Raw genomic sequence first — 25159 nt, forward strand, 5'->3', positions numbered from 1 at the left:
TCAACTTCGTTAGAAGTTGATATCTATTGTTTACTTCATTTAAGAAGCTTGTTTCATTAACGTTGCTTGTTCAGTTTTCAAGGTTCATTTTGTTTCGTTGTCGTTTTAGCGACTTCTCTAATTTAACATCTCTGTTTCTTTTTGTCAACAACTTTTTTCGGAAAAGTTTTTTGAAAGAAATTCGAGAAAGTAATTTAGTTTTTTTCAAGTACGTCTTAGCGACATTTAATATATTACAATACTTTCAATGTTTTCGTCAACACTTTTTTAAAAATAATTTCAGAGCGTTTATAAACGCTCTGCTTAATATACTATAACCCATACTCAGATTCAATATAAAGTCTGTCTACATAATAGTTCCTGTGGAATATCACTTCGTTTTTAGCAATAACAGTATCCACCAGAATTAACTCTTTTTCAATTAAGTATTCAACAAACACTTCCAAGTCTACAGAGTAATAACTCAGCTCAGGATGATCATGCAATTGCTGAATCGTCCATGAAGGTTGTGCAAGCATTGTTTCCAAAATATGTTGCGCCCCATCCGTAGTTCTGGAATTGATTAAAAACTCACCGGCTAAAAACAATAACTCCAGACGCTTCTCAAGACTTTCGTTACTCATAATCAATTCTTCATATAATTTATAAATTGCTGGATCATTACGTTTTACCTGAGCCCAAACAGTCACTTCAGGATAATGCCCACTATCGATAATCGATAATCTTCCTAAATGATGCAATGAAGCAACTACATGATTGTACGCATCTAAAAAATGACCATCTTCAAATAATTCTTTTCCTTCTTTATAACGACGGATTAACTTGGCAAACTGGATACCTGTTTTTAATTTACGACCGAAGAATGGAAACTCTTGTAATTCAGAACGTAGTTTATATAGAAACTCATTGCGGTCAAACATAATTTTACCGTGGAAAAGCCAATCAACCAACCGCTTATTCGAACCAATGAAAATCCATTTACGCAACCGTTCCTCCGTTAAAATATGCATCACCATTTTCGTTTCACCATATGAATAGTGTTTCGAATAAATAGGCTTATCACTTTCTTTTACAATAATTAAAAGAACCGAATCAAATGTATCGGTCATATTCTCAGCACCTTCACGCTTGTTTATCAATATTACTCCGAGCGTTTCCGGCTGACTTGCACGTTCCTGATAAATCGGTCTTAAAATATGTTCCATTGTTATCCCCCTATAAAGTTTACCTTCTATATAATGTCATTGTAGATGCTATAAGATAAATTAACTAGTATTACATCGATAAACTTTCAACCATGATGAAAGTCCATCATTTCCTTAAAACAAATAATAGAAATCCCGTTATTTTTTCTTTCGCCATTCATTTATAAAAACCCTTCATTTTAACATTTTTAAATAGTATTATGGGATATATACAAGCCGCCTAATTCTTTCCTGTCTACTAATTTATATCCAATTTATGTTATAGTATATTTTAGATTAGGAGGCAATTGAAATGAAAAAATATAATAGTAAAATTAATAAGATCCGCTCTTTTGCATTATCCCTTATTTTCATCGGCTTCGTTATTATGTATGGTGCAATCTTTTTCAAAAATAATCAAATACTTGTATTAATCTTCATGACAATTGGACTTCTTTGCATCATCGGCAGTACAGCTGTATACGGCTGGATAGGATTGTTGTCTACAAAGGCTGTGCAAGTCGTCTGTCCGGAATGCGGGAAATGGACAAAGATTTTAGGTCGTGTGGATATTTGCATGTATTGCAATGAACCGCTTACTTTAGATCCTGCATTGGAAGGAAAAGAATTCAATCAAGAGTACAATAAAAATTAATTGTTCGACAGTACTGGAGTAAAGGTGATTAAACTTTTGCTCCAGTTTTTTATATAAAAAAACCTAGCAACAACCGTTACTAGGTTAAATATTATTGAACTTTTGTTGCACCGACTGCTACACAGTCAGGACATGTACCATAGACTTCTAAACGGTGCGAATTAACTTGAAAGCCTGTTACTTGCGAAGCAAACTGCTCCACTTCATTTAATCCGGGATAGTGGAAGTCTACAATTTTACCGCAGCCATCACAGATCATGTGATAATGGTCGCCAGTTACGAAATCAAAACGACTCGCTGCATCCCCATAAGTAAGCTCTTTTACTAAGCCTACTTCACGAAAGACACGTAAATTATTATAAACTGTTGCTACACTCATATTAGGAAACTTATCGCAAAGCGCCTTGTATATATCATCAGCAGTTGGGTGAATCATACTTTGAATTAAATATTCCAAAATCGCATGACGCTGAGGAGTAATTCGTACACCAGTAGTCTTTAACGTGTCCAGCGCATCCTTTAAATGCAATTCAGACATCGTCATGCACCCCTTTTCATACATATTATTAATTTGTAATCGTTATAATTAGTGTAGCGAATTTGTCCATGCGTTGTCAACAATTGCTTATTCCAATTGAATTAAAAGTATTGGGTAGAAAAGCTAATTGAAAATGAAAGCGATTAAAGGCTTATTCTTTCATATAGCATTCTCAATTAGTACCCTCTAAGAATATCCATTTTATTTTCTAAGTCACGTTCCCCATTGAGCCATTTTTCCAGACTTGGTTTGAAAATATCCAGACTGCGCTCTACATAACGTGATGAATGACTCGAAAAATGTGGTGATAATGTAACATTGTTCAAGTCCCATAGCAGGCTGTCTGCCGGTAATGGCTCGATCTCATAGACATCCAATACGGCATGCTCTATCAGCTCGTCTTGTAAAACGCCGACAAGAGTATCCGTTTCCACTAAGTCACCTCTTCCGAAATTCATAAAGATGGCTGAACTCTTCATCAGCTCAAAATGCTCGCGAGTCAGCATATGCTTCGTTTCCTTAGTAGACGGCAGCATCGAAAGAACAATATCTGCTTTCGGTAACTGCTCTTTTAAATCATCCAGCTTATATGTTTCATTCATATACGGCGCTTCGTTGCCTGAGCGATTGCAGCCAATTGTATGCACATCAAATGCCTGCAAAATACGTCCTACTTCTCCGCCGATTGCACCCGGACCGATAATCAATGCTGTACTTCCATTTAGCTCTGTCGGACGCGCCTTTTTATTCCATTCTTTCTTCTGTTGCTGCTCATAAATAAACGGTAATACACGTTTCAATGATAAAATATGAGCTAAAATCGATTCAGTCATCGGCTTCTTATGTATCCCGCGAACATTCGAAACGAGTATATTACGTTTCGCGATCGCTTCTGCCGGCATCTTCTCGATTCCTGCAGATGCAACGAAAATCCATTGCAATTTGTCTGCATGCTGTAAATGTTCTTCCTTTAAATCTTCCCCATAAGTTACTAAAATTTCGGATTGTGCAAGTTTCTCCACATCCAACTTCTTATCAAATAAAAAATCTACCTGAGGAAACTGTGCTAAAAGCGGCTGTTTTAAATCTTCGCGTGGTTCAAATGTAAAATAAATCGTTACCATTGTCATTCCCCTTTGCGCACCTATTAATTCGTGCGATTTTTTAAATAGTTTAACACATCTTCAATATGATTTTTTACCCGTACTTTGCGCCACTCCTTTTCAACGATACCCTCTTCATTAATTAAAAACGTTGAACGTTCAATACCCATATACTCTTTTCCGAAGTTTTTCTTCAGTGTCCATACACCATATTTCTCAGCAACTTCATGATTCTCATCCACTAATAATGAAAACGGCAATCCGTGCTTTTCAATAAACTTTGTATGCTTCGCTGCATCATCCAAACTTACACCTAAAATTACAGCATTCAAATCTGAAAAATCTTCATATTTATCGCGGAAGTCGCAAGCCTGTGTTGTACAGCCCGGTGTTAAATCTTTTGGATAAAAATAAAGAATAACGTTTTTGCCTTTATACTCTTCCAGCGAAATCATTTTCCCCTCTTCGTTTTGCAATTCAAATACTGGTGCTTGTAAATTTTCTAATGTCATGTCTATTCCTCCAAAATTTTCTTCTATGATACAAAACAATGCCCGATGCTTCAATTTCTTTGGCGTTCCCTTTCATTACATACTACAATAGATATGAAATCATTTCATGTAACCTATTTTGGAGGAATAAATTATGAATCATACTAAATCTGAACAGCTTCATGCAGAAGCACTCGAACATATCGTTGGCGGGGTAAATAGTCCATCCCGTTCTTATAAAGCAGTAGGCGGCGGTGCACCTGTTGTCATGGTCCGCGGTAAAGGAGCATACTTTTGGGATGTGGACGGTAATCGCTACATCGATTATTTAGCAGCCTATGGACCGATTGTTACGGGGCATGGTCATCCGCATATCGCAAAAGCCATTGCACATGCAGCAGAAACAGGGGTATTATTCGGTACACCGACAGAGCATGAAATCAAATTCGCAAAAATGTTAAAAGAAGCTATTCCTACATTGGATAAAGTACGTTTTAACAACTCAGGTACAGAAGCCGTGATGACATGTGTACGTGTGGCACGCGCATTTACAGGCCGCACAAAAATCATTAAATTCGCCGGCTGCTATCACGGTCACTTCGACCAAGTACTTGTTGCCGCGGGATCAGGTCCTGCAACATTAGGTTCACCTGACTCTGCCGGTGTTCCTCATGCTGTCGCAACAGAAGTAATTACCGTTCCTTTTAACAATAATGAAGAATTTACATTAGCGATGGAAAAATGGGGCAATGATGTTGCAGGGATTTTAATCGAGCCAATCGTCGGCAACTTCGGAATTGTAGAACCTCACAAAGGATTTTTGGAACATGTACATGCATTGGCAAAAGAGTATGGTGCATTAACAATTCACGATGAAGTCATTACAGCTTTCCGTTTCCACTACGGTGCAGCGCATACAATGCTTGGCTTAACTCCGGATTTAGTCGCAATGGGGAAAGTAATCGGCGGCGGTCTGCCAATCGGTGCATACGGTGGTCGTAAAGAAGTAATGGAAACAGTCGCTCCACTTGGCCCTGCATATCAGGCTGGTACGATGGCCGGTAACCCTGCAAGTATGCAAGCAGGTATTGCATGTCTAGAAGTGTTGCAGCAACCGGGGATTTATGAAGAGATGGATCGCTTAGGTGCTCTTCTTGAAGAAGGTATTTTAGCCGCTGCAAAAAAACATAATGTGACGATTACACTAAACCGTTTAAAAGGCGCATTCGCTGTTTACTTTACTGATGTCAAAGTGGAAAACTATGAGCAGGCGGAAAATACGGACGGTGAAAAGTTCGGTCGCTTCTTTAAATTAATGTTATCCCAAGGCATCAACTTAGCCCCTTCAAAATATGAAGCATGGTTCTTAACGACAGAACATACAGAAGCAGACGTGAAAGAAACGTTAAAAGCAGTAGATTACGCATTTTCTCAACTATAATAACAACTGCCGCTATACATTTTATAGCGGCTTCTCTTCATTGACTCCCTCAGAAAGGAGGAAAAGAACATGAAACTAGGTGCACGCGTTTTAAAAACGGGTGTTGCAATTGTTTTCGCCTTATTTTTAGCTCAAATACTGAATGTACCCTCACCTGTGTTTGCTGCAATTGCTGCTGTATTCGCAATCCAGCCTTCTATTTACCGCTCTTATCTTACAATTTTAGAGCAAATACAGGGTAATATAATCGGCGCTACCATTGCTGTCCTATTCGGTCTCATTTTCGGTCATCATATCGTGGCTGTCGGTATTGCCGCTATTGTCGTCCTTGGCATTATGATGAAGCTAAAGCTCGAAAAATCCGTTTCACTGGCACTCGTAACGATGATTGCCATTATGGAAGTACCGGGCGATGATTTTCTGATGTTTGGTTTAATCCGATTTAGTACTGTGATGCTGGGTGTTTTTGCTGCTTTCGTTGTCAATATGTTATTTGTACCGCCTAAATACGAAATAAAATTATTTAAAATGATTAACTCTGTCCAGGATGATATCATTCGCTGGACACGTTTAGCCGTTCGCCAGGCTAGTGAACATACTTCAACGAAAATGGCTGTAAGTAAATTGCAGTCCCGACTAAATGAAATTGATACAATGTATGGTTTTTTCAAAGAAGAACGCAGCTATTTCAAAAACCGGAAGTATGTGAAAGCCCGAAAACTGGTTATTTACCGCCAAATGTTATTAACTTCGAAAAAAAGCTATGAGTTGCTCGTTCGTCTGCATAAACATGAAAATGAGCTCGGGAAGTTACCGAGTAAATTCCAAGTAATTATTCAAGAACGTTTAGATTTCTTGCTAACCTACCACGAACAACTGTTATTGAAATATACCGGGAAGCTGAGGCCAGAACATTCAAAATGGACACGTCACGAGGAATATTTGCAAGGCAGTGAGCTAATGGAGCAGTTTATCAAACAGATCGCCCTTGCTCAGGAAGAGGCGGCAGAAGATGAGCAGTTTTCAAGCTACCATCTGCTTTATATTTTATCGCGGATATTAGATTACGAGGAAAACCTGGAGCATCTTGATACGTTGATCGTTTCTTATCGCAGCTTCCATAGTGAAGAAAAAAACCTCGACTTGGAATCAGAGTTCTACTAAATAAAAAGAAGGTGTGCATTTTTCGCACACCTTCTTTTTAACTTTTCATCTTCGGGTCAAGTGCATCCCGCAATCCGTCGCCCATAAGGTTAAAGCCGATTACAGTCAGCATAATCGCAAGTCCCGGGAAAATCATTGCCCATGGTGCGTTTAGTAAAAACATCCGCGCATCTGCGAGCATTTTCCCCCACTCAGGCTGTGGCGCTTCTGCACCAAGTCCTAAAAACCCTAGCGCTGCCGCTTCGATAATCGCTGTCGCAATCGCCAGTGTCCCCTGTACGATTACCGGAGTCATTGAGTTCGGCAAAATATGCTTCCATAATATCCGGGAGTTTTTCATACCGATTGCTCTAGCAGCATGAATATACTCTTCTTCTTTAATACTTAGAACCCGCGACCGAATCAGTCGGCCAAAGTTCGGTATATTAATAACCGCAATGGCAATTAATGCGTTTTGCAATGATGGTCCTAAAATCGATACAATGGCGATCGCCAATAAAATACTTGGAAACGCAAGCATAATATCAAAAATTCGCGAAATAATCGTATCAACCCAACGTCCATAGTACCCTGCAATAATCCCTAAAAAACTGCCGGCAACTGCAGAGATTAACACGGCCGATAAACCAACCGTTAACGAGATGCGTGCCCCATGTAAAATTCGCGAAAATATGTCGCGACCCAGATCATCTGTTCCAAACCAGAAATCAGCAGATGGAGGCTGCAGACGCATACTTAAATTTTGCTCGTTTATACCTTGTGGTGCAAATAAAGGGCCGAGTATTGCCAGAAGCACAAAGAATAACACAATTGCACTGCCGAACAGCGCAGACTTACTTTTCTTGAAATTCGTCCACGCCTCTTGCCACGGTCCTTTTACTCGTTCTTCTTCAATTCGCTGAACTTTATTTTGTATAACTTCAGCCATGCTATGCGCCTCCTCTCTAGTTGTATTTAATGCGCGAATCAATCACTGTATATAAAAGGTCAACAATCAAGTTAATCATTACGAATAAAAAGGCAACGATTAATATACCTGACTGGATGACAGGATAATCACGGAATCCTATCGCTTCGTATATATAGCGTCCAATTCCCGGCCAACTAAATATCGTTTCCGTTAAGATCGCACCGCCTAAAAGCATACCCGTTTGTAAACCGACTACTGTCAAAACAGGAATCAACGCATTTTTCAATGCATGCTTATAAACAACAACGAACATTTTCTGACCTTTTGCCCGCGCTGTACGAACAAAATCCGAACGCATTACTTCCAACATAGAGGCTCTTGTCATACGTGCAATGATCGCCGTCGGAATCGTTGCGAGTGCAATGCCAGGTAAAAATAAGTGCTTTAACACTACAATAAATTGATCAAACCGGCCTTGCCATAATGTATCAATTAAGTAAAAGTGAGTAATTGCCGTAACCGGATCCCGCACTTCTTCCCGTCCCGATGTCGGCAACCAGCCCAGCTGAATACCGAATGCCCATTGCTCCATTAAACCTAACCAGAAAATCGGCATCGAAACACCAATTAAAGCAATCACCATCGCTAAGTAATCAAACCATGAATTTTGAAACCACGCCGAAACAATCCCTGCATTTACCCCAACGATAATTGCAATAATCATCGCGAAAAATGCCAGTTCAAATGTAGCTGCTAAATAAGGCCACATTTCAGAAGAAATCGGCTGCCTTGTTCTTAATGACTCCCCCAAATCTCCCGTTACAATCCCTTTTAAGTAATCGAAATATTGAATATACCACGGATTATCTAGGCCAAGTTTCAAGCGAAGTGCTGCGATTGCATCTGCAGTAGCTTGCTGTCCTAAAATGACTTGTGCTGGATCACCGGGAATTGCACGAATAATTAGAAATACTAAAAAGGTCATCCCAAGTAATACAGGTATTAGATGCAGTAGACGTTTGCCAATGTAGTGAAGCATGCTCTTCACCCCTTTTATGAATGTATGTTTCTACTAGTTGAAAAAAGGAGAGGAATATTCCTCCCCTTTCACTTAACTTTCTATTACTCCATTGAAACGTTATGCAATTTATCAGAGCCTGTTGGGTGTGGCAAGAACCCATTCACACCTGCTTTTGCTGCAAGTAATGGTGTAGAATGTGCAAGCGGAACCCATGGAGCATCGTCATGAATGATTTCCTGTGCTTTTTTGTATAATTCATTACGCACATTTTCATCTGTTTCAGACTGTGCCTGAATTAATAGTTCATGAACTTCTTCATTAGTATAGTACGCATAGTTATTTGAACCGATATTGTCTTTGTCTAACAATGTGTAGATGAAGTTGTCTGCATCTCCATTATCACCAGTCCAGCCAAGCATGAATGCATCTGCTTCACCGTTTTTCGCTTTTTCTAAATATGTTGCCCATTCAAATGTTACGATTTTCGATGGGATTCCAACATCTTCTAAGTTTTTCTGAATAACTTCCGCCACTTTCGCTCCGTCCGGCATATAAGGACGAGGTACCGGCATTGCCCATAACTCAATTTCTTTTCCGTCATAGCCAGCTTCAGCTAATAATGATTTCGCTTTTTCTGGATCATAAGGGTATGGAGAAATTGCATCATTGTAACCGCTAATTGATGATGGCATCGGGTTTGCCGCCACTTCTGCACGTCCTTCAAAGAACGCATCAACAATCGCCTGTTTATCGATTGCATAGTTTACTGCTTGACGTACCAATTTGTTATCAAACGGTGCGCGTGTATTCGTTAAACCTAAATAGCCAATGTTCATTGATGGACGTTCAATCAGTTGTAACGTCGAATCACCTTCTACTGTTTTACCGTCTGAAGGGTTAATACCATCTGCTAAATCGATATTGCCTGCCATTAATTCATTTAAACGAGCAGAGTTATCCGGAATTGAACGGAAGATAACTTTATCTAATTTCGGGAAACCTTCTTGCCAGTAGTCCTCAAACTTCTCAATCGTGATTGAGTCATTACGTTTCCATTCTGTGAATTTAAATGGACCTGTACCTACAGGGTTATCGCCGAATTTATCGCCTGCTGCTTCAAATGCAGTTGGTGAACCAATTCCGAACGGGCTCATTGCCAAGTTTTTAAGGAATGGTGCCTGCGGACGAGAAAGTGTGAATACAACTGTGTAATCTCCTTCTGCCGTTACATCTTTAATAATATCTTCGCCCTCTGCTTTAAACATAGAGTTGAAATAGTAGAAATCTTCCTCTTTTCCACCTTTCCAGCGATTGATATTCTTAATTACCGCTTCTGCATTGAAGTCTGTACCGTCATGGAACTTTACACCTTCTTGAAGTTGGAATGTGTAAGTTAAACCATCTTCACTTACTTCCCATTCTTTTGCTAGTCCAGGGTTGATCGTTGTATCTTGTTCCCCGAAGTTTAGTAATGTTTCAAATAGGTTTTGTGTTACTTTGAATGATTCGCCATCTGTTACGATACCTGGATCAAGTGATACAGAATCTGCTCCACGGCCAAATACTAATACTTGAGGTGTTGAAGAACTTGAATTGTCTGTCGTACTGCTGTCTGTATTTGAACTTGAATCGTTGCTTGGTTCTGATGATGACGTTTCTGCATCGTCAGCACCACAAGCAGCTAAAAATAATGACATTATTAATAGCATCATAAGACTTACTAAATACAATTTACCTTTCCTCAATAAAAAAACCCCCTAGACTTTTTAATCTATTATCATTGTGGCGTTTCATATAAATGGCACGCAACAGAATGACCTGGTTTAACTTGCTGGAGCATCGGAATTACTTGCTTGCACTTATCCATCGCAAAAGGACAGCGTGTATGGAATGTGCATCCTGTCGGCGGGTTTGACGGGCTCGGTATATCACCTTTCAGCAATAGCTGTTCCCTCTCAAACTGCGGATCTGGAATTGGTACAGCCGATAATAGCGCCTGTGTATAAGGATGTAATGGCTCATGATATAACGATTCGCTTTCCGCAATTTCGACAAGCCTGCCTAAGTACATCACGCCTACCCGGTCACTAATATGTCGCACAACCCCTAAATCATGGGCGATAAATATATATGTTAGTTTCAAATCTTCCTGCAACCGCTGCATTAAATTTAAAACTTGTGCTTGAATGGATACATCCAGTGCAGATACCGGTTCATCTGCAATAATCAATTTCGGATTTGTCATTAAGGCTCTGGCGATACCGATTCGCTGTCTTTGTCCGCCGCTAAACTGATGAGGATAGCGTTTCGCATGATAGGAGCTCAAACCGACGATTTCCAAGTATTCATGTACTTTCTTTTTGCGTTCCTTTGCATTTCCAATCCCGTGTACAATCAACGGTTCCTCTAATATTTTTTCAACCGTATGTCTTGGATTTAATGAGGCATACGGATCCTGAAACACCATTTGAATCTCTCTCCGGACTTTTCGCATTTGTTCGTTATTTAACTTTGTGAGCTCTACGCCATCAAATGTCACCTGGCCTTCTGTTGGTTCATGCAATCGCATAATTGCCCGGCCCGTAGTAGATTTCCCGCAACCGGATTCTCCGACAATGCCTAATGTTTCCCCTTCATAAAGCTCAAACGAAACGTCATCTACAGCCTTCACATCACCGACATGACGTGCAAACATCCCATGCCTGATCGGAAAATATTTTTTCAGATTGTCAACTTTCAGCAGCACTTTCGACATGTGTAACTCCCCCTTCTTCCATATCCAATAAGAAGCATCTTGCTTTATGTGTACCGGACGATTCATATAGCGGAGGATTATTTGTTAAACAACGATCGAATGCATATTCACAACGTGCTGCAAAACGGCAGCCTTCCAAAATGGAACCTGGTTTCGGGACATTTCCAGGAATCGAATAAAGCGTATCCTTTTTATAACGCATATCCGGAACTGACTGGATAAGCCCTTTCGTATAAGGATGCTGCGGGTTTCTAAATATTTCATTAACCGGTGCCTCTTCTACGATTTGCCCCGCATACATAACAATGACGCGCTCACAAGTTTCTGCAACAACACCTAAATCATGTGTGATGAGTAAAACAGCAGTATTCAGCCGTTCATTTAAATCCCGCATTAACTTTAAAATTTGGGCTTGGATTGTTACATCGAGGGCTGTTGTCGGTTCATCGGCAATAAGCACTTTCGGATTGCATACAAGAGCCATCGCTATCATTACACGTTGCCGCATTCCGCCCGACAGCTGGTGTGGATAGTCTTTCAGCAACTGTTCCGCGCGCGGCAAACCGACCAGCTTCATGATTTCCACCGCCCGGGCACTCGCTTCTTTTTTCGACCATTTCGGATGATGGATTCGAATCGCTTCGATTAATTGATTTCCGATCGTAAACAACGGATTCAGCGAAGTCATCGGCTCCTGAAATATCATTGCGATTTCATTGCCTCGAATTTTGCGCATTTGCTTATCTGAAAGCTTTGAAATATCTTGCCCTTTCAATAAAATTTCCCCATTTGTAATTTTTCCGGGAGGACTCGGTACGAGGCCCATAATAGAGAGGGAAGTAACACTTTTACCACAGCCGGACTCCCCTACGATGGCGAGAATTTCCCCTTCATGAATTGAAAAGCTTATTCGATCGACAGCTGCAACCTTTCCACTGTCTGAAAAAAATGTCGTTTCTAACTCTCTCACTTCAAGCACAGCTTTTCGACTCATTTAACCACCCCAATATTCTGAAGATTAAAAGTATTTGAAAATATGATATTATAACATCTAGTAATTTACAACATTATCGTAAAAAAATGTAATTTTAAATATACATAAAAAAAGTGACCATGCTGATTTATCTCAACATAGTCACTTAGTTTTAATCTAATTTTTGTACTTGGAATAAGTTATAATATGCTCCTTGTTGCTCCATTAGTCGTTGATGATTGCCGGATTCTATAACTTCTCCGTGTTCAATAACGATAATGTTGTCAGCGTGGGTAATTGTAGACAGGCGGTGAGCAATAATGATTGTCGTCCGCTCATGTGCTAAACGGTCAAGCGAGTCTTGAATTAGTGCTTCACTTTCCAGATCGAGTGCAGAAGTCGCCTCATCCAATACTAGAATTGGCGGATTTTTTAGAAATACTCGTGCAATTGCTACACGCTGCTTCTGCCCGCCTGAAAGTTTGACACCACGTTCTCCTACTTTCGTGTCATAACCTTCTGGTAATCCCATAATAAAGTCATGGGCATTCGCCGCTTTGGCAGCAGCAACTATTTCCTCATCTGTCGCATGCGGATTTCCCATTAAAATATTCTGCTTCACTGAATCACTAAACAAAATATTATCCTGTAATACTATCCCGATTTGCGAGCGTAATGATTCAATCGTAACATCTTTAACGTTTTGATCATCAATTTTTACCGCTCCCTCCGTCACATCATAGAAGCGCGGAATCAAACTGACGATTGTTGATTTCCCCCCGCCGCTCATACCTACAAAGGCAACAGTTTGTCCAGGTTCAATCGTGAAATCAACTTCATTTAAAATCGTGTTTCCATCTTTATCATACTTGAATGTAACATGATCAAATTGAAGCTTCCCTTTTGCTGCGGGTAACACCATTGCGTTAGGCTTGTCTTGAACTTCATATTTCTCATCCATCAGTTCAAACATTCGGTCCATTGAGGCAATTGACTGAGTCAATGTTGTCGATGAACTCACCAAACGACGAAGCGGACCATACAAGCGTTCAATATAAGCATAAAATGCGACTAGTACACCGATGGATAGGTCACCTTGTAAAAACTGATAACCTGCAAAGCCAATCACGATCAGCGGTGCCATATCCGTAATGGTATTAACGACAGCAAAAGATTTTGCATTCCAGCGTGAATGGTCCAGCGCTTTATTAAGAAACTCCCCATTCGTTTCATCGAAAATCTTCTGTTCATGCTTTTCCAATGTAAAACTTTTAATAATGCTCATACCGGCAACACGCTCATGTAAATAACTTTGAACGCCCGCCAAAGCCTGTGAGCGTTCCTTCGTTAAGCTACGAAGTCTCCCGAAGAAATACTTTACACTAAATGCGTAAAAAGGTAGTGCTATAAGCGACACAAGCGTCAACTTTACATCCATTGCAAACATAACACCGATTACGATTAAAATAGTGGCCAAATCGAGCCATAAGTTCATTAATCCGGTCATAACAAAGTTTTTCGTCTGCTCAACATCATTGATGACTCGCGAAATTACTTCTCCGGCCCGCGTATTCGCATAATACTTTAAGCTTAACTTTTGTAAGTGGCCATACAATTCCTTACGAATATCAAATAGAATATTGTTACTCAAGTTTTGCGCAAAGTATTGGCGGTAATATTCGATTGGTGGTCGAATAACAAAAAACAATACGAGTGCAATACCGATCCATGTAAATAATTGGCTTGTTTTTTCTTCTGTAGACATACCATCCTTTAGTAATATATCATCGATAATTATTTGCAGGAGCCATGGTAAAAATAACGGAATCGCAAATTTAAGTATGCCGATTACGATCGTTAAAAATAAAAGCATTTTATACGGCTTGACGAACCGCATATAACGTTTAATACTATCCAATGCAAAAAACACTTCCCCTCAGAAATTTTGCAACAGCAATTATCATATCATAATTCCCCATTAAGCATTTACACATGTACTTTACCCAAAAGAAAAACACAAGCAACCTAAAAAGTTACTTGTGTCTCATCTACTCTTTATTTGCCTGAATTTCACTCAATAAGATATACCGATTTGTCCAAGACTCTATGAAGTCCGGAGCGAATGGTCCACGACGTTGTTCAATCCAGCTTACCAATGTTTTTACATTCCGCTGTAAAATTTTATCTATGACTTCGGGGTAGTTCATTTCCAACCTGTGCTGCTCATATTCATCTTCATCCAATAATGCATGACTCATATCAGGAAACACTTTTACGTCCAAATCATAGTCAATATATTTTAAGCAGTTGTTATCAAACACAAACGGTGAACTGATGTTGCAATAGTAATACACCCCGTCATCCCGCAACATACAAATAATATTGAACCAATGCTCTGCATGAAAGTAACAAATCGAGGGCTCACGTGTCAGCCAGGTGCGACCGTCTGATTCAGTAACAAGTGTTTTTTCATTTGCACCGATTATAATATTTTTTGTTGCTTTTAATACCATCGTTTCTTGCCAGACACGGTGGATATTACCATTGTGCTTATAACTATGTATTTGGATTTTTTCTCCTTCAACCGGTAATGCCATCATAAAGCCCACCTTTTCGTCTTAGCTAAAAATTCTAGCAGTCTTTATTGTATTATAACAATGCTTTGGCAAAACTTGTAGTTCGAATGCAATTATTTTCAATTTTGCGTGAAAATTATTGCGAATCCTTAATAGTTGCACATATTAAAACAAAGTATCAATAAGTTCAGCTTCTTATATGATTTCCCTGCTCTTTCTTTTTAAAACAAAAAAAGATGTTCTGAAAGTTTGCACTTTCAGAACATCTTTCTGCACTTCATTAGAAGTTGTTGTTGTTACGCTTCGCGAATTGTGCGTTACGTTGCTCTTGTTCGCGTTGCTGTTTTTGGTTTTGTTGTTGAACTTCGTTGAAGTTTTGATCTTGACCAAATTCTTCAAGGTTGTTGTTTTGGCGATTATTTTGTTTTTGATTTTGGTTTTGGTTTTGGTTTTGCTGGTTGAACTCGTTGAAGTTTAGTTCTTGACCAAACTCTTCAAAGTTGTTTTGTTGGTTGTTGCGTTGGTTTTGGTTTTGGTTTTGTTGATTATTACGGTTTTGCTGATTATTACGGTTTTGGTTTTGTTCATTGCGACTCATCTTGTATCACCTCCATGACCTTTATTGTGGTCTGGTGATAAAAGAATTATGCATTTATTTTTCCCCAGATTTTTAACATCGGTACAGGCATCGGTAATTTAGCAATTTGCTCTTTTGTAAAGAAAGCCATATTTTCCTGTTTGCCATTCACTTCAGCTACATCGACTAAATAGCTGTCAATATGCCATTTCAAATGTGAAAACACATGTTTGAAACTTAAAATCGGTTCTTTAAAATTGTGCTCCAAAGTTACGTTATATTGTTTTTCCACTTTGGTTAAACTATTTTCATCTGACTGGCGTTCAATCATAATAAACTGCCACATATTTGCGAGCAGACCATCTTCAGGACGCTTCTCCATTAAAAAACGACCTTCTTTATCACGAATAATATAAACATCATATTCAATATTTTTTGTTTTCAGCTTTTTGGATTTAACCGGTAAGCTGGATGGGTCTCCTTCATGGAATGCTGTGCAATAATCACGCACTGGACATAATAAGCATTTCGGTGAAGTCGGTGTACAAATTAATGCTCCAAGCTCCATCAGTCCTTGATTGAACGCAGAGGTATTTTCTGGATCAATTAGCTCCGTTACCGCTTGTTCAAAAATTTTCTTTGTTTTCGGCAAAGCGATATCAGCATCTATATTTAATACACGACTTAGTACACGCATAACATTTCCATCTACAGCATGCTCCGGCTTTCCGTAAGCAATACTTAATATTGCTCCTGCTGTATATGGTCCAACACCTTTCAGCTTTGAAATGTCAACGCGGTTATCCGGTACTTTTCCACCGTACACTTCGACTACTTCCCGGACACCTGCTTGTAAATTACGGACACGGGAATAATAACCTAAACCTTCCCACATTTTAAGCAACTCTTCTTCCGGGGAATAGGCTAAACTTTCCGCTGTAGGGTATTTTTCTATAAAACGGTTGTAGTATGGGATGACTGTATCAACTCTTGTTTGCTGCAGCATTACTTCAGACACCCATATTTGATACGGTTCTTTCGTCCGACGCCAAGGCAAATCTCGTTGTTCTTCCAAAAACCATTGTACTAAAGCCTGGCGAAATTGTTTTGTATATGGATAGTTCACATTGTCCTCCAAAAATTCGATTTTATTTCCTTCAAAAAGGGTATATTATAATGTGGATACTATTGCTAAATTTTTCCGTTCTCGAACGGTTTTAAGATCGAGGGGTTGATACATTTGGATTCAGGCACACATTTCGTCATGGGGATTGCTATCGGAGGCCTAGCACTTGTAGACCCGACTGTCGCAAGTCATTCCATGACCTTTACGGCTGTAATGGCTGGAACGATTATCGGACAACAGGCACCGGATATTGATACGGTTTTAAAACTTCGTAATAATGCGGTTTATATACGACATCACCGAGGGATTACACATTCAATACCTGCCGTTTTACTATGGCCTCTATTAATAACAGGTGTACTCGCTCTTATTTTACCTGATGTCCATCTATTCAATGTTTGGCTATGGACACAGATCGCCGTATTCTTACATGTGTTTGTAGATATTTTCAATGCATACGGCACACAGGCATTGCGCCCGTTTTCAAAAAAGTGGGTTGCACTCGGTGTTATTAATACATTTGATCCAATTATATTCACCATGCACTGTATCGGTATTTTACTTTGGTTATTAGGGACAGAACCTGTCCTCACATTTACGGTCATGTACATTATTATTTTCTTCTATTATATTTTACGTTTTGCTCTTCAAAAGGCGGTTAAAACTGCTGTTCATCATGAACTGCAGGACGAAGAATTTGTAATTGTTGCTCCGACAATGCGTTTTTTCCATTGGAAAGTTGCCGCAAAATCTAAAACGCACTTTTATGTTGGTCGTGCCTATCGCCGATCCGTCAATATTTACGATAAGTTCGAAATTGAGCCTATCCCAAAAACGGAGCTCGTTGAAAAAGCGATGAAAGATCCAAACTTAGATGCTTTTTTATCATTTTCACCACTTTACCGGTGGGAAATTTCAGAGCTTGAAAGCGGCGTAACAGAACTGCGTTTAATCGATTTACGCTACCGCAGTAACGATCGCTATCCTTTCGTTGCAGTCGCCCATTTAGATGACGAGCTTAACATTGTCAATTCTTATACCGGCTGGATTTTCACAGAAGAAAAATTGCAGAAACGACTGCAAATAGGAGCCGGCAATGACTGAATAAAAGACGGAAAACCACCAGCCACAACTGGTGGTTTTATGTTGCAATCAGCAAAGAAGCTACACAATTGCTGAATGGTTTTAATTCAACGTATCATCACTGTCATTTAAAAGTTGCGCATATTTCGGGTTTTGTGCCGCAAATAAATGAAGCTTATCCCCATAGCTTTCAATCAACTGGCTCACTAATTTAGATGTATATTCCGCGCCGCGGTAATCCGCACCGGCTTTGGCAGAAGTCGACTCGAAATCACTGCATAATAATTCCACCCATGTACGTGCACGACCTGCCGGTAATTTAGGATTTTTCGCTAATAATTGTTCTGTTAATCTTTGATACAATTCTTCCATGCTACTTCCCTTCTTTCATTGGACGTAATATAGAAACTGGTAATGCTTCTTCAAATCGTTCCGACCCTAATCGGTGTCCCCATGCAAAGCGACCTTTTAAATAATCTACTTGGAAAAATTCACCTGGCGATCCGTTCAGACGATAGATTTCACCCGGAATAATTGTTGAAAGATCAACTAAAAACGCTTCCGCCATCAATGCTTTACGCTCATAGACCGCATACTCATTCACAATCCCCAATTGCTCTGCTTTTCTTGCACGTTCACGTAAGTTTGCAATTTCCTGACGCAATTCCTGTTCAGTCATTGAACTATATGTTAATTCATTCATTTTGTTGTTGCTCCTTCTGTTCAATATATTCATTAATTTTCTCTATTGGAAAGCCCTTTTGATAAAGTGCCTGTTTAACTTTTTGCCGAAGATCAGATCCTGTTAATTTGGCTGCATATTTACGCCAAATTTTATCACCTTGAGCTTCTATTAACTCGGACCATTCATCTTCGTCCCGTTCCAATGTAATCTGGCCGAGTATTTCTTTAACAATCTCATAGGAATAACCTTTACGCAACAGCACATCCTGAATTTTCTGCTTCACTTGTGCCGGAGTTTTTTTTGTATTGGACCGCACGGCTTTTTCCGCTAATTCCATTGCAAGCTTTAACTGTTCCTCATGTTCAAATGTCGCCAATACTTTTTGCTGCAAATTTTTATCAATCCCTTTTTGCATCAGGTCTTGGCGAATAGCAGCCGGCCCTTTTTTTGTCGTACGCTTTCTCGTTTCAAGCAGTGCTTTTGAATAACTTTCATCATTTAAAAAGCCTAAGCCCGTTAATTTATGAATAGCTTCCTGTACAACTGCCTCCCCATGTCCCGCTTTCAGGAGTTTGGATTTCACTTCATGTTCACTACGCATTTGGAAACTTAAAAAGTTTAGCGCTTTGTTAAACGCTTTTGCAATTTCATCTTCATATTGTATTTCATCTATTTCCATCTGCTCAAGTACTTTGCCTTTTTGCAGACCGAACTTAATAAGTGTGCCTTCATCAACGGCAAAAGCATATTTTTCGTTCAAGTATATATTGTAGCGCTCTTGATTGTTTTTTTGACGACCAATTTTTGTAATGATCTGAACTTGCACCGTGTACACCTCACAATAACAATGTACATTCTAGTATACATCTTTTTACTTATAGTTTCATGGAACGGTATACTAATAGGGACAAAAAGAAATAAAGGCGGTGTTTGTTATAAAAGTTGCAATTGCAGGCGGTACAGGAATGGTTGGCAGGAGATTGAGTAAGCTATTACTTGAACATGGTCACGAAGTCATAATTTTGACGCGTGGAGAGCAACAAAATGAAGATAACATCTACTATGTGCAATGGTTAAACGACGACTCGACACCGGAGCGTTATGTTGAAAATACGGATGCATTTGTAAATTTAGCTGGTGTCTCGCTAAATGAGGGACGATGGACAGATAAGCAAAAACAAGAAATCCTATCAAGCCGTTTGGAATCTACCGATGAAATCATCCGAATTATACAAAACGTTAAGCACAAACCGAAAGTATTCATTAATGCGAGTGCTGTTGGTATTTATCCTGTTTCCGAAACTGCTGTTTATACGGAACAGGCTACCGAAAAAGCAAGTGATTTTTTAGGGAGCGTTGTGGCACAGTGGGAAGATAAAGCAATGCAGGCTCAACAATTAGGCATCCGCACTTGTTTAACCCGTTTTGGCGTAATTTTGGAAAAAGGCGAAGGTGCACTGCCGATGATGGTATTACCTTATAAGCTTGGTGTTGGCGGAACAATCGGCTCGGGCAGGCAGTGGCTTAGCTGGATTCATGTAGAAGATGTAGCACGTGCTATACTTTATGCAATTGAAAACGATACATTATCAGGACCGATTAATTTTACAACACCAAATGTAAAACGTATGAAGCAATTTGGGCACTCAATTAGTAAAGCAATGAAGCGTCCACATTGGTTCCCGGTTCCAAGCATTGCTTTAAAGATCGCTCTTGGCGAGAAGAGTATGCTCGTACTGGAAGGTCAGCATGTATTACCCGAAAAATTGTTAAACGCAAATTTTGAATTCAAGTTTATTTCTGTGGAAGATGCAATTCGTGATCTATATGAATAAAACAATGCTTTTCACGCAACCTACCTTGTAAAAGGAGGTTGCTTTTTCATTGAAAAAACATATTTTAGGGATTAGCTTCGTGTTAGTCGCCACATTTATTTCCTTTATATCTGTATCTGTTGCAAAAGCCGAGGAATTTCATTGGGGCTTCAAGCCAAGCCGGAATGGCGCACCTGTAGAAATAGGAGAACCGCTTGAGTCTATGTTAAGTAAATACGGGGCCATTTATAAGGGCAATGAAGAAAAGAAAATTGTTTACTTAACATTCGATAACGGCTACGAAAACGGCTATACCGAAAGTATTTTAAATACTTTACGGGAAGAAAAAGCTCCAGCCACTTTCTTCTTGACCGGCCATTATTTAACGAGCGCGACCGATTTAGTAAAAACGATGGTTAAAGATGGCCATATTATCGGAAATCACTCATATGGACATCCAAATATGGCACGTTTGTCCGCAAATGAAATGAAGAAAGAATGGAAGCAGTTTGATGACAAATTAAACGAACTGACTGGCGTCAAACGGACTTATTATGCCCGACCGCCGGAAGGTATCTTTAATGAAGAAGTTCTGAAAGTCGGCAATGAAACGGGTTATCGCCATATGTTCTGGTCAATCGCTTTTAAAGACTGGCTGAAAGATGAACGACGCGGCGCAAAATATGCTTATGATGCATTGATGAACCAGCTTCATCCAGGTGCCATTATTTTAATGCATACAGTAGCGCAAGATAATGCTGAAGCGTTACCGCAATTTATTAAGGATGCTAAAGCACAAGGCTACACATTTGGCTCATTGGATGATCTGGTGCTTGAATACGAAAAAAATTTCCCCGTATTAGAAAAGTAGCGTTCCTTTCTTTTCATTGTACTTTCCGCTATACTGTACTGATGAAGAAAAGGAAGTGACTCGCACTAAATTTTGGTGCGAGTCACTCTATTTAAAGGACGTGTAAACTTGAGTGAACTAAAAATGGAAGTCGGGCAAAAGTTCCCGTTAACGATAAAACGCCTTGGCATTAATGGTGAAGGTGTCGGTTTTTATAAACGCAATGTCGTATTCGTAAAAGGTGCGATTCCTGGAGAAGAAGTAACAGTAAAATTAACAAAAGTATCACCGAAATTTGCTGAAGCAGAAATTTTGGCAATACGTAAAGCAAGCGAATTCCGTCAAGAAGCACCTTGCCCTGTATATTCTGAATGCGGTGGCTGTCAATTACAGCATATGACTTATGACGCGCAGTTAATGAATAAGCGTGATATCGTCGTACAAGCATTCGAAAAATACGCTAAAGAAATCGGACAAACAGCTGAAATCCGTCCAACGATCGGAATGGATAATCCGTGGCATTACCGCAACAAATCTCAGTTCCAAGTACGTAAAGAAGGCAAGCGTGTATATGCAGGTCTATTTGCTGAAGGAACAAATCAGCTTTTAAATATTAATGACTGTCTTGTACAGCACCCTGTAACTTCAAAAATTACAGTTGCTACTCGTAAAATTTTACAAAAGCTAAATATCCCGATTTATGATGGGAAAACTTTAAACGGCTTAGTTCGTACAATTGTTGTTCGTACTGGTATGCGCTCTGGCGAAACACAAGTATGTCTTGTTACAACACGACGCGAACTTCCGCATAAAGAAGAATTGATTGAACGTATTAAAAAAATTGATCCTTCAATCGTTTCTATTACACAAAACGTCAACCGCGAGAAAACATCGTTAATATTTGGTCCAGACACTTATATTTTAGATGGTAAAGACGCGATTCATGAAAAATTGGGCGAATTTGCATTTGATTTATCAACTCGTGCATTTTTCCAGCTTAACCCTGAACAAACAGTACATTTATACAATGAAATTAAAAAAGCTGCGGCACTGACAGGAAAAGAAAATGTTGTCGATGCATACTGCGGTGTTGGTACTATCGGTATGTGGCTGGCAGAAGGTGCCCGTGAAGTGCGCGGTATGGATAATGTCGATGAAGCAATTGCTGATGCGAAGTACAATGCACGTACAAACGATAACCTGCAGCATGTACGTTTCTTCCCAGGCTCTGCAGATAAATGGTTGTTCCGCTGGTCAAAAGAAGATTACCGTCCGGATGTCATTTGTGTAGATCCGCCTCGTACAGGTTTAGAGCCAGGCTTTATTAGAACTGTTTTAAAAATCAAACCAAAGCGCTTCGTCTACACATCTTGTAACCCATCAACACTAGCGCGTGATTTAAAGGAATTATCAAAGGCTTACAACGTTGAATATATTCAACCAGTAGACATGTTCCCTCAAACAGCACAGGTTGAATGTGTTGTGAAACTGACTTTAAAAAAATAGTAAAATCTATGCCTACACAAGAACTTTTGTGTAGGTTTTCTCTTTGGTAAAAACTTGCAAATAGACTCCAATTGACGCAATATTAAATTAAATATATTCTCGGAGGGATCTATTTGGGAAGAATCATTCATTTTGAAATTCATGTTGACGATATGGAACGCGCGAAAAATTTCTATCAAGCTGCTTTTGAATGGCGTTTTGAGGATTATAGTGAATATGCAGGCACGCCGTATTTTGGAGCCATTACTGGTGACGACCAATATCCAGGCATTAATGGTGCTTTAATGCAGCGGCAAGGCCCTTCTCCTGCAGAAGGACAAAGTGTCAATTCCGCAGTATGTACTTTAGGTGTAAGTGATTACGATGAAACCGAAGCGAAAATTTTAGCAAATGGCGGCAAAATAGCTTTGCCTAAATATGCGCTGCCAGGTATGGCTTGGCAAGGATATTTCATCGATACTGAAAATAATATTTTTGGTCTTCATCAACCAGACCCAGAAGCAAAATAATACGAAAGCGACGAACCTTTTATATAGGTTACGTCGCTTTTTTAAGAGAATCATTTTAACAGAACCTCCCCCACTTCTTTACTTTTCATGTAAAATAGAAATCGCCAGGAGGTATTAATATGAAAAACTTTCTATTTGTAGTGATCACTTTTATTATTTCTTATTGGGCGATTTCTTCTTTCGCAGGCTTCATCTTCCCAAGCAATGATGAAAATTCAGCTACTTCAGCAAGCTCACTTCAAGCTGCTGTGACATTTGGTGGTGTAAACTATTTAAATGTGTTCATCTACATAATTTTAGCAATGATTTTAACAGCGATAGTCTTTTTTTCAGTAAAAAGCAGACGTTCCAATTAAGAGAACGTCCGCTTTTTTATATAGCTAATTTTTTCGATTTGCCAAAAAAATGAATGACAACGGCTACTGTCAGAAGCATAAGCGAAATAACAAATAAAAACCCGTTACTCGGGAAAATTTCCAAATATAATCCGCCTAAAAGCGGACCAGTTAAACTGCCTAAACTGAAGAATATACCACAAAGCAAGTTCCCTGTCGGCAACAGCTCTTTCGGAGTCAAATCGGTCATATATGTGATACCGAGCGAGAACATTGAACCTACACACATACCGGCAAAAAAGAATACTGCTGCTACAAACAATTCGGAATGCTCGAAGAAGTTACCTATTAAGAAAAATATGCTTCCGGCAAACAATCCTGAAACAATGACTTTGTGACGACCAATTTTATCGCCTAATGCACCAAGCGGAAATTGCATAACAATCGCTCCGATCGAAAAGCCAGCCAAAATAACGGATACATAAGTTACATCAAAATCTTTTCGTAACGCATATACCGGGAATAAAGCATTTAAGGACGATTCTAAAAATCCATAAACAAAAGGCGGTAAAAAGGCAATCCAGCCGTACTTTATAGCGAGACTATAACGCTTGAAACCCGACTCATTCGCATCTCCTGCCAAAGCTTCCGGTTTTTCGTTTTTCACGAAAAAGATTAACGACCATGCTAATAAACATAATGCCGATGAAATAATAAACGGAAAGCTTTCCGAAATTTTAATTAACGGGACAAACAATGGGCCGACAGCAAAGCCTACACCAAAAGATATGCCGTATATTGACATGCTTTTACCTAGTTTATGTGTAGCTGTTGTTGAAGTAATCCAAGTTTGTGTTGAAAAATGCAGTGCATGATCCCCGATGCCAATTAACAGACGGAGAATAAACCAAAACATGACACTTTTCCATAATGGAAATAAAAACAGTGATATGAAAACGAGTGCCCCACCTAATAAAATAATAGGTTTATAACCATATTTACGTAATGGCTGCTCGATAAATGGCGAGATCAATAATGTACCTATGTATAAACCTGTTGCATTCAGACCATTGAGCGTTGAGGAAACGCCATCCCCTTCAAAAATTACTGAAATCAGAGGTAAAAGCATTCCTTGTGAAAATCCTGAAATTGATACAATAATAACTAAAATAGCAAACCTGCGCTGTTCATAACTCATTTCAATATTCTCCCTTATTTCATACAATTCATCGTATCACAGCTTTTGGGAGAAATAAAAATAAAAATAAACTCAAAAACCCCAGCTAACTTTATCTCTAAAAGTTAACTAGGGTTTTAAATATCACTATATTCCATTTCAATGTTGCGTAAACAGTCGTATCGGCAATTAGCCGTAAATGTTTAAACTTCCTCCTTTTCTCGAGTTTGTCTATACATGTTTTTTCCGACCATCTCCTTCTTATTTAGGTATGAGTTTACTTTATCATAACACTTCATTAATGTAAATATTCAAAATTAACAGAATGTTAAAATAATTAACAAGTACTATACAATTTCCTATTTTTTAAAGTTAATTTAATAGGTTAGTCCGATATATACTATAAGTTGTTGTTTAACTTTTAGAAAATAGCGTAGTATAATATGAATAAGTCAATACAAAAGGAGCATCATACATTATGAAGCCAATTACAAACAAAGAACAACAAGTAACATATTTAAAAGAACGCCTGGAAATTTTCCTTGAAGTGCTTGATGCAATCGATCCTGAAACGACGGAAATTGAAGATATTGATCGCTTAATTCAAATGATGGATGATTTAGAAGAAAAAATGGATCAATTCCAATCCCGCGAAGATAAATAGAAAATTCAGCAATACCTGTACA

27 protein-coding genes are annotated in these 25159 nt (G+C 39.1%); 10 read left to right on the forward strand and 17 right to left on the reverse strand.

The genetic code is table 11. The features are described from left to right. Positions 1 to 311: 311 nt before the first annotated feature. Positions 312 to 1205 carry a nucleotidyltransferase-like protein gene (locus AC6CH1_RS15380; RefSeq protein ID WP_498318356.1) on the reverse strand — a complete coding sequence of 298 codons (894 nt, stop codon included), beginning with the start codon at positions 1203 to 1205 and terminating at the stop codon, positions 312 to 314. A 292-nt stretch (positions 1206 to 1497) separates the two neighbouring features. Between AC6CH1_RS15380 and AC6CH1_RS15385 the strand changes: the two genes are divergently transcribed. Further along, complete coding sequence (locus AC6CH1_RS15385; protein WP_251690666.1) at positions 1498 to 1839, forward strand: YgzB family protein; 342 nt, start codon at positions 1498 to 1500, stop codon at positions 1837 to 1839. A gap of 91 nt (positions 1840 to 1930) precedes the next feature. Here the strand turns inward: AC6CH1_RS15385 and perR are convergent, their stop codons facing one another. From perR to bcp, 3 genes are all read right to left on the reverse strand, one after another. After that, positions 1931 to 2377: a peroxide-responsive transcriptional repressor PerR gene (gene perR / locus AC6CH1_RS15390; protein WP_079523609.1), complete on the reverse strand. Its 447-nt coding sequence runs from the start codon at positions 2375 to 2377 to the stop codon at positions 1931 to 1933. Positions 2378 to 2553: 176 nt separating this feature from the next. Then, positions 2554 to 3501 carry a D-2-hydroxyacid dehydrogenase gene (locus AC6CH1_RS15395; RefSeq protein ID WP_251690667.1) on the reverse strand — a complete coding sequence of 316 codons (948 nt, stop codon included), beginning with the start codon at positions 3499 to 3501 and terminating at the stop codon, positions 2554 to 2556. A gap of 23 nt (positions 3502 to 3524) precedes the next feature. Beyond that, positions 3525 to 3992 carry a thioredoxin-dependent thiol peroxidase gene (bcp, locus tag AC6CH1_RS15400; RefSeq protein WP_498318358.1) on the reverse strand — a complete coding sequence of 156 codons (468 nt, stop codon included), beginning with the start codon at positions 3990 to 3992 and terminating at the stop codon, positions 3525 to 3527. Between the two features lie 133 nt (positions 3993 to 4125). Between bcp and AC6CH1_RS15405 the strand changes: the two genes are divergently transcribed. Both AC6CH1_RS15405 and AC6CH1_RS15410 read left to right on the forward strand, forming a co-directional pair. Further along, the gene (locus tag AC6CH1_RS15405) at positions 4126 to 5412 is read left to right on the forward strand and encodes a glutamate-1-semialdehyde 2,1-aminomutase (protein WP_251690669.1); all 1287 of its coding nucleotides are present in this window, start codon (positions 4126 to 4128) and stop codon (positions 5410 to 5412) included. 69 nt (positions 5413 to 5481) lie between these two features. Next, positions 5482 to 6576, forward strand: coding sequence for an FUSC family protein (locus AC6CH1_RS15410; RefSeq protein WP_008405739.1), 1095 nt, complete (start codon positions 5482 to 5484; stop codon positions 6574 to 6576). A 37-nt stretch (positions 6577 to 6613) separates the two neighbouring features. On the opposite strand, the gene nikC is transcribed toward AC6CH1_RS15410, so the two are convergent. The 9 genes from nikC to mutY all read right to left on the reverse strand — a co-directional run bounded on the left by nikC (position 6614) and on the right by mutY (position 16514). Further along, positions 6614 to 7504: a nickel transporter permease gene (gene nikC / locus AC6CH1_RS15415; protein WP_251690670.1), complete on the reverse strand. Its 891-nt coding sequence runs from the start codon at positions 7502 to 7504 to the stop codon at positions 6614 to 6616. A gap of 16 nt (positions 7505 to 7520) precedes the next feature. After that, positions 7521 to 8525 carry an ABC transporter permease gene (locus AC6CH1_RS15420; RefSeq protein WP_251690671.1) on the reverse strand — a complete coding sequence of 335 codons (1005 nt, stop codon included), beginning with the start codon at positions 8523 to 8525 and terminating at the stop codon, positions 7521 to 7523. Positions 8526 to 8608: 83 nt separating this feature from the next. Further along, positions 8609 to 10252, reverse strand: coding sequence for an ABC transporter substrate-binding protein (locus tag AC6CH1_RS15425; RefSeq protein WP_427713268.1), 1644 nt, complete (start codon positions 10250 to 10252; stop codon positions 8609 to 8611). Positions 10253 to 10284: 32 nt separating this feature from the next. After that, complete coding sequence (locus AC6CH1_RS15430) at positions 10285 to 11262, reverse strand: ABC transporter ATP-binding protein (protein WP_251690673.1); 978 nt, start codon at positions 11260 to 11262, stop codon at positions 10285 to 10287. Further along, positions 11237 to 12256, reverse strand: coding sequence for an ABC transporter ATP-binding protein (locus AC6CH1_RS15435; protein WP_079523618.1), 1020 nt, complete (start codon positions 12254 to 12256; stop codon positions 11237 to 11239). Before AC6CH1_RS15435 ends, AC6CH1_RS15430 begins: the two co-directional genes overlap by 26 nt. 151 nt (positions 12257 to 12407) lie before the next feature. Beyond that, entirely contained in the window at positions 12408 to 14132 is a 1725-nt protein-coding gene (locus AC6CH1_RS15440; RefSeq protein ID WP_251690827.1) for an ABC transporter ATP-binding protein, read from the reverse strand. A gap of 151 nt (positions 14133 to 14283) precedes the next feature. Next, positions 14284 to 14832 carry a nucleoside tri-diphosphate phosphatase gene (ntdP, locus tag AC6CH1_RS15445; RefSeq protein WP_251690674.1) on the reverse strand — a complete coding sequence of 183 codons (549 nt, stop codon included), beginning with the start codon at positions 14830 to 14832 and terminating at the stop codon, positions 14284 to 14286. Between the two features lie 259 nt (positions 14833 to 15091). After that, positions 15092 to 15409 (reverse strand): hypothetical protein, encoded by a 318-nt coding sequence (locus tag AC6CH1_RS15450; RefSeq protein WP_427713264.1) that lies wholly within the window; start codon positions 15407 to 15409, stop codon positions 15092 to 15094. A gap of 46 nt (positions 15410 to 15455) precedes the next feature. Continuing rightward, the gene (gene mutY / locus AC6CH1_RS15455; protein WP_427713262.1) at positions 15456 to 16514 is read right to left on the reverse strand and encodes an A/G-specific adenine glycosylase; all 1059 of its coding nucleotides are present in this window, start codon (positions 16512 to 16514) and stop codon (positions 15456 to 15458) included. A gap of 114 nt (positions 16515 to 16628) precedes the next feature. On the opposite strand from mutY, the gene AC6CH1_RS15460 reads away from it, so the two are divergent. Further along, positions 16629 to 17618 (forward strand): metal-dependent hydrolase, encoded by a 990-nt coding sequence (locus AC6CH1_RS15460; protein WP_251690677.1) that lies wholly within the window; start codon positions 16629 to 16631, stop codon positions 17616 to 17618. Between the two features lie 81 nt (positions 17619 to 17699). Here AC6CH1_RS15460 and AC6CH1_RS15465 read toward each other — a convergent pair whose 3' ends face one another. Genes AC6CH1_RS15465 through recX form a run of 3 tightly spaced genes read right to left on the reverse strand, consistent with a single transcriptional unit; the run spans position 17700 to position 19108 of the window. Further along, entirely contained in the window at positions 17700 to 17969 is a 270-nt protein-coding gene (locus AC6CH1_RS15465; protein ID WP_251690678.1) for a YfhJ family protein, read from the reverse strand. Between the two features lies 1 nt (position 17970). Further along, a complete protein-coding gene (locus tag AC6CH1_RS15470) occupies positions 17971 to 18300 on the reverse strand; it encodes a YfhH family protein (RefSeq protein WP_251690679.1) in 330 nt (109 codons plus the stop codon). Further along, complete coding sequence (gene recX / locus AC6CH1_RS15475; protein WP_251690680.1) at positions 18293 to 19108, reverse strand: recombination regulator RecX; 816 nt, start codon at positions 19106 to 19108, stop codon at positions 18293 to 18295. Before recX ends, AC6CH1_RS15470 begins: the two co-directional genes overlap by 8 nt. Positions 19109 to 19217: 109 nt before the next feature. Between recX and AC6CH1_RS15480 the strand changes: the two genes are divergently transcribed. The 5 genes from AC6CH1_RS15480 to AC6CH1_RS15500 all read left to right on the forward strand — a co-directional run bounded on the left by AC6CH1_RS15480 (position 19218) and on the right by AC6CH1_RS15500 (position 23317). Beyond that, a complete protein-coding gene (locus tag AC6CH1_RS15480) occupies positions 19218 to 20117 on the forward strand; it encodes a TIGR01777 family oxidoreductase (protein ID WP_498318522.1) in 900 nt (299 codons plus the stop codon). Between the two features lie 49 nt (positions 20118 to 20166). Next, a complete protein-coding gene (locus tag AC6CH1_RS15485; protein WP_498318363.1) occupies positions 20167 to 20967 on the forward strand; it encodes a polysaccharide deacetylase family protein in 801 nt (266 codons plus the stop codon). Positions 20968 to 21090: 123 nt separating this feature from the next. After that, positions 21091 to 22452: a 23S rRNA (uracil(1939)-C(5))-methyltransferase RlmD gene (gene rlmD, locus AC6CH1_RS15490; RefSeq protein ID WP_339176656.1), complete on the forward strand. Its 1362-nt coding sequence runs from the start codon at positions 21091 to 21093 to the stop codon at positions 22450 to 22452. Positions 22453 to 22565: 113 nt separating this feature from the next. Further along, complete coding sequence (locus AC6CH1_RS15495) at positions 22566 to 22961, forward strand: VOC family protein (RefSeq protein WP_251690682.1); 396 nt, start codon at positions 22566 to 22568, stop codon at positions 22959 to 22961. Between the two features lie 119 nt (positions 22962 to 23080). Beyond that, positions 23081 to 23317, forward strand: coding sequence for a carboxypeptidase (locus tag AC6CH1_RS15500; protein ID WP_251690683.1), 237 nt, complete (start codon positions 23081 to 23083; stop codon positions 23315 to 23317). A gap of 16 nt (positions 23318 to 23333) precedes the next feature. On the opposite strand, the gene AC6CH1_RS15505 is transcribed toward AC6CH1_RS15500, so the two are convergent. Beyond that, positions 23334 to 24494, reverse strand: coding sequence for an MFS transporter (locus tag AC6CH1_RS15505; protein ID WP_251690684.1), 1161 nt, complete (start codon positions 24492 to 24494; stop codon positions 23334 to 23336). Positions 24495 to 24951: 457 nt separating this feature from the next. On the opposite strand from AC6CH1_RS15505, the gene AC6CH1_RS15510 reads away from it, so the two are divergent. Beyond that, a complete protein-coding gene (locus tag AC6CH1_RS15510) occupies positions 24952 to 25137 on the forward strand; it encodes an SE1561 family protein (protein WP_008405711.1) in 186 nt (61 codons plus the stop codon). Positions 25138 to 25159: the final 22 nt, after the last annotated feature.

The organism is Solibacillus sp. GQ1, assembly GCF_059758555.1.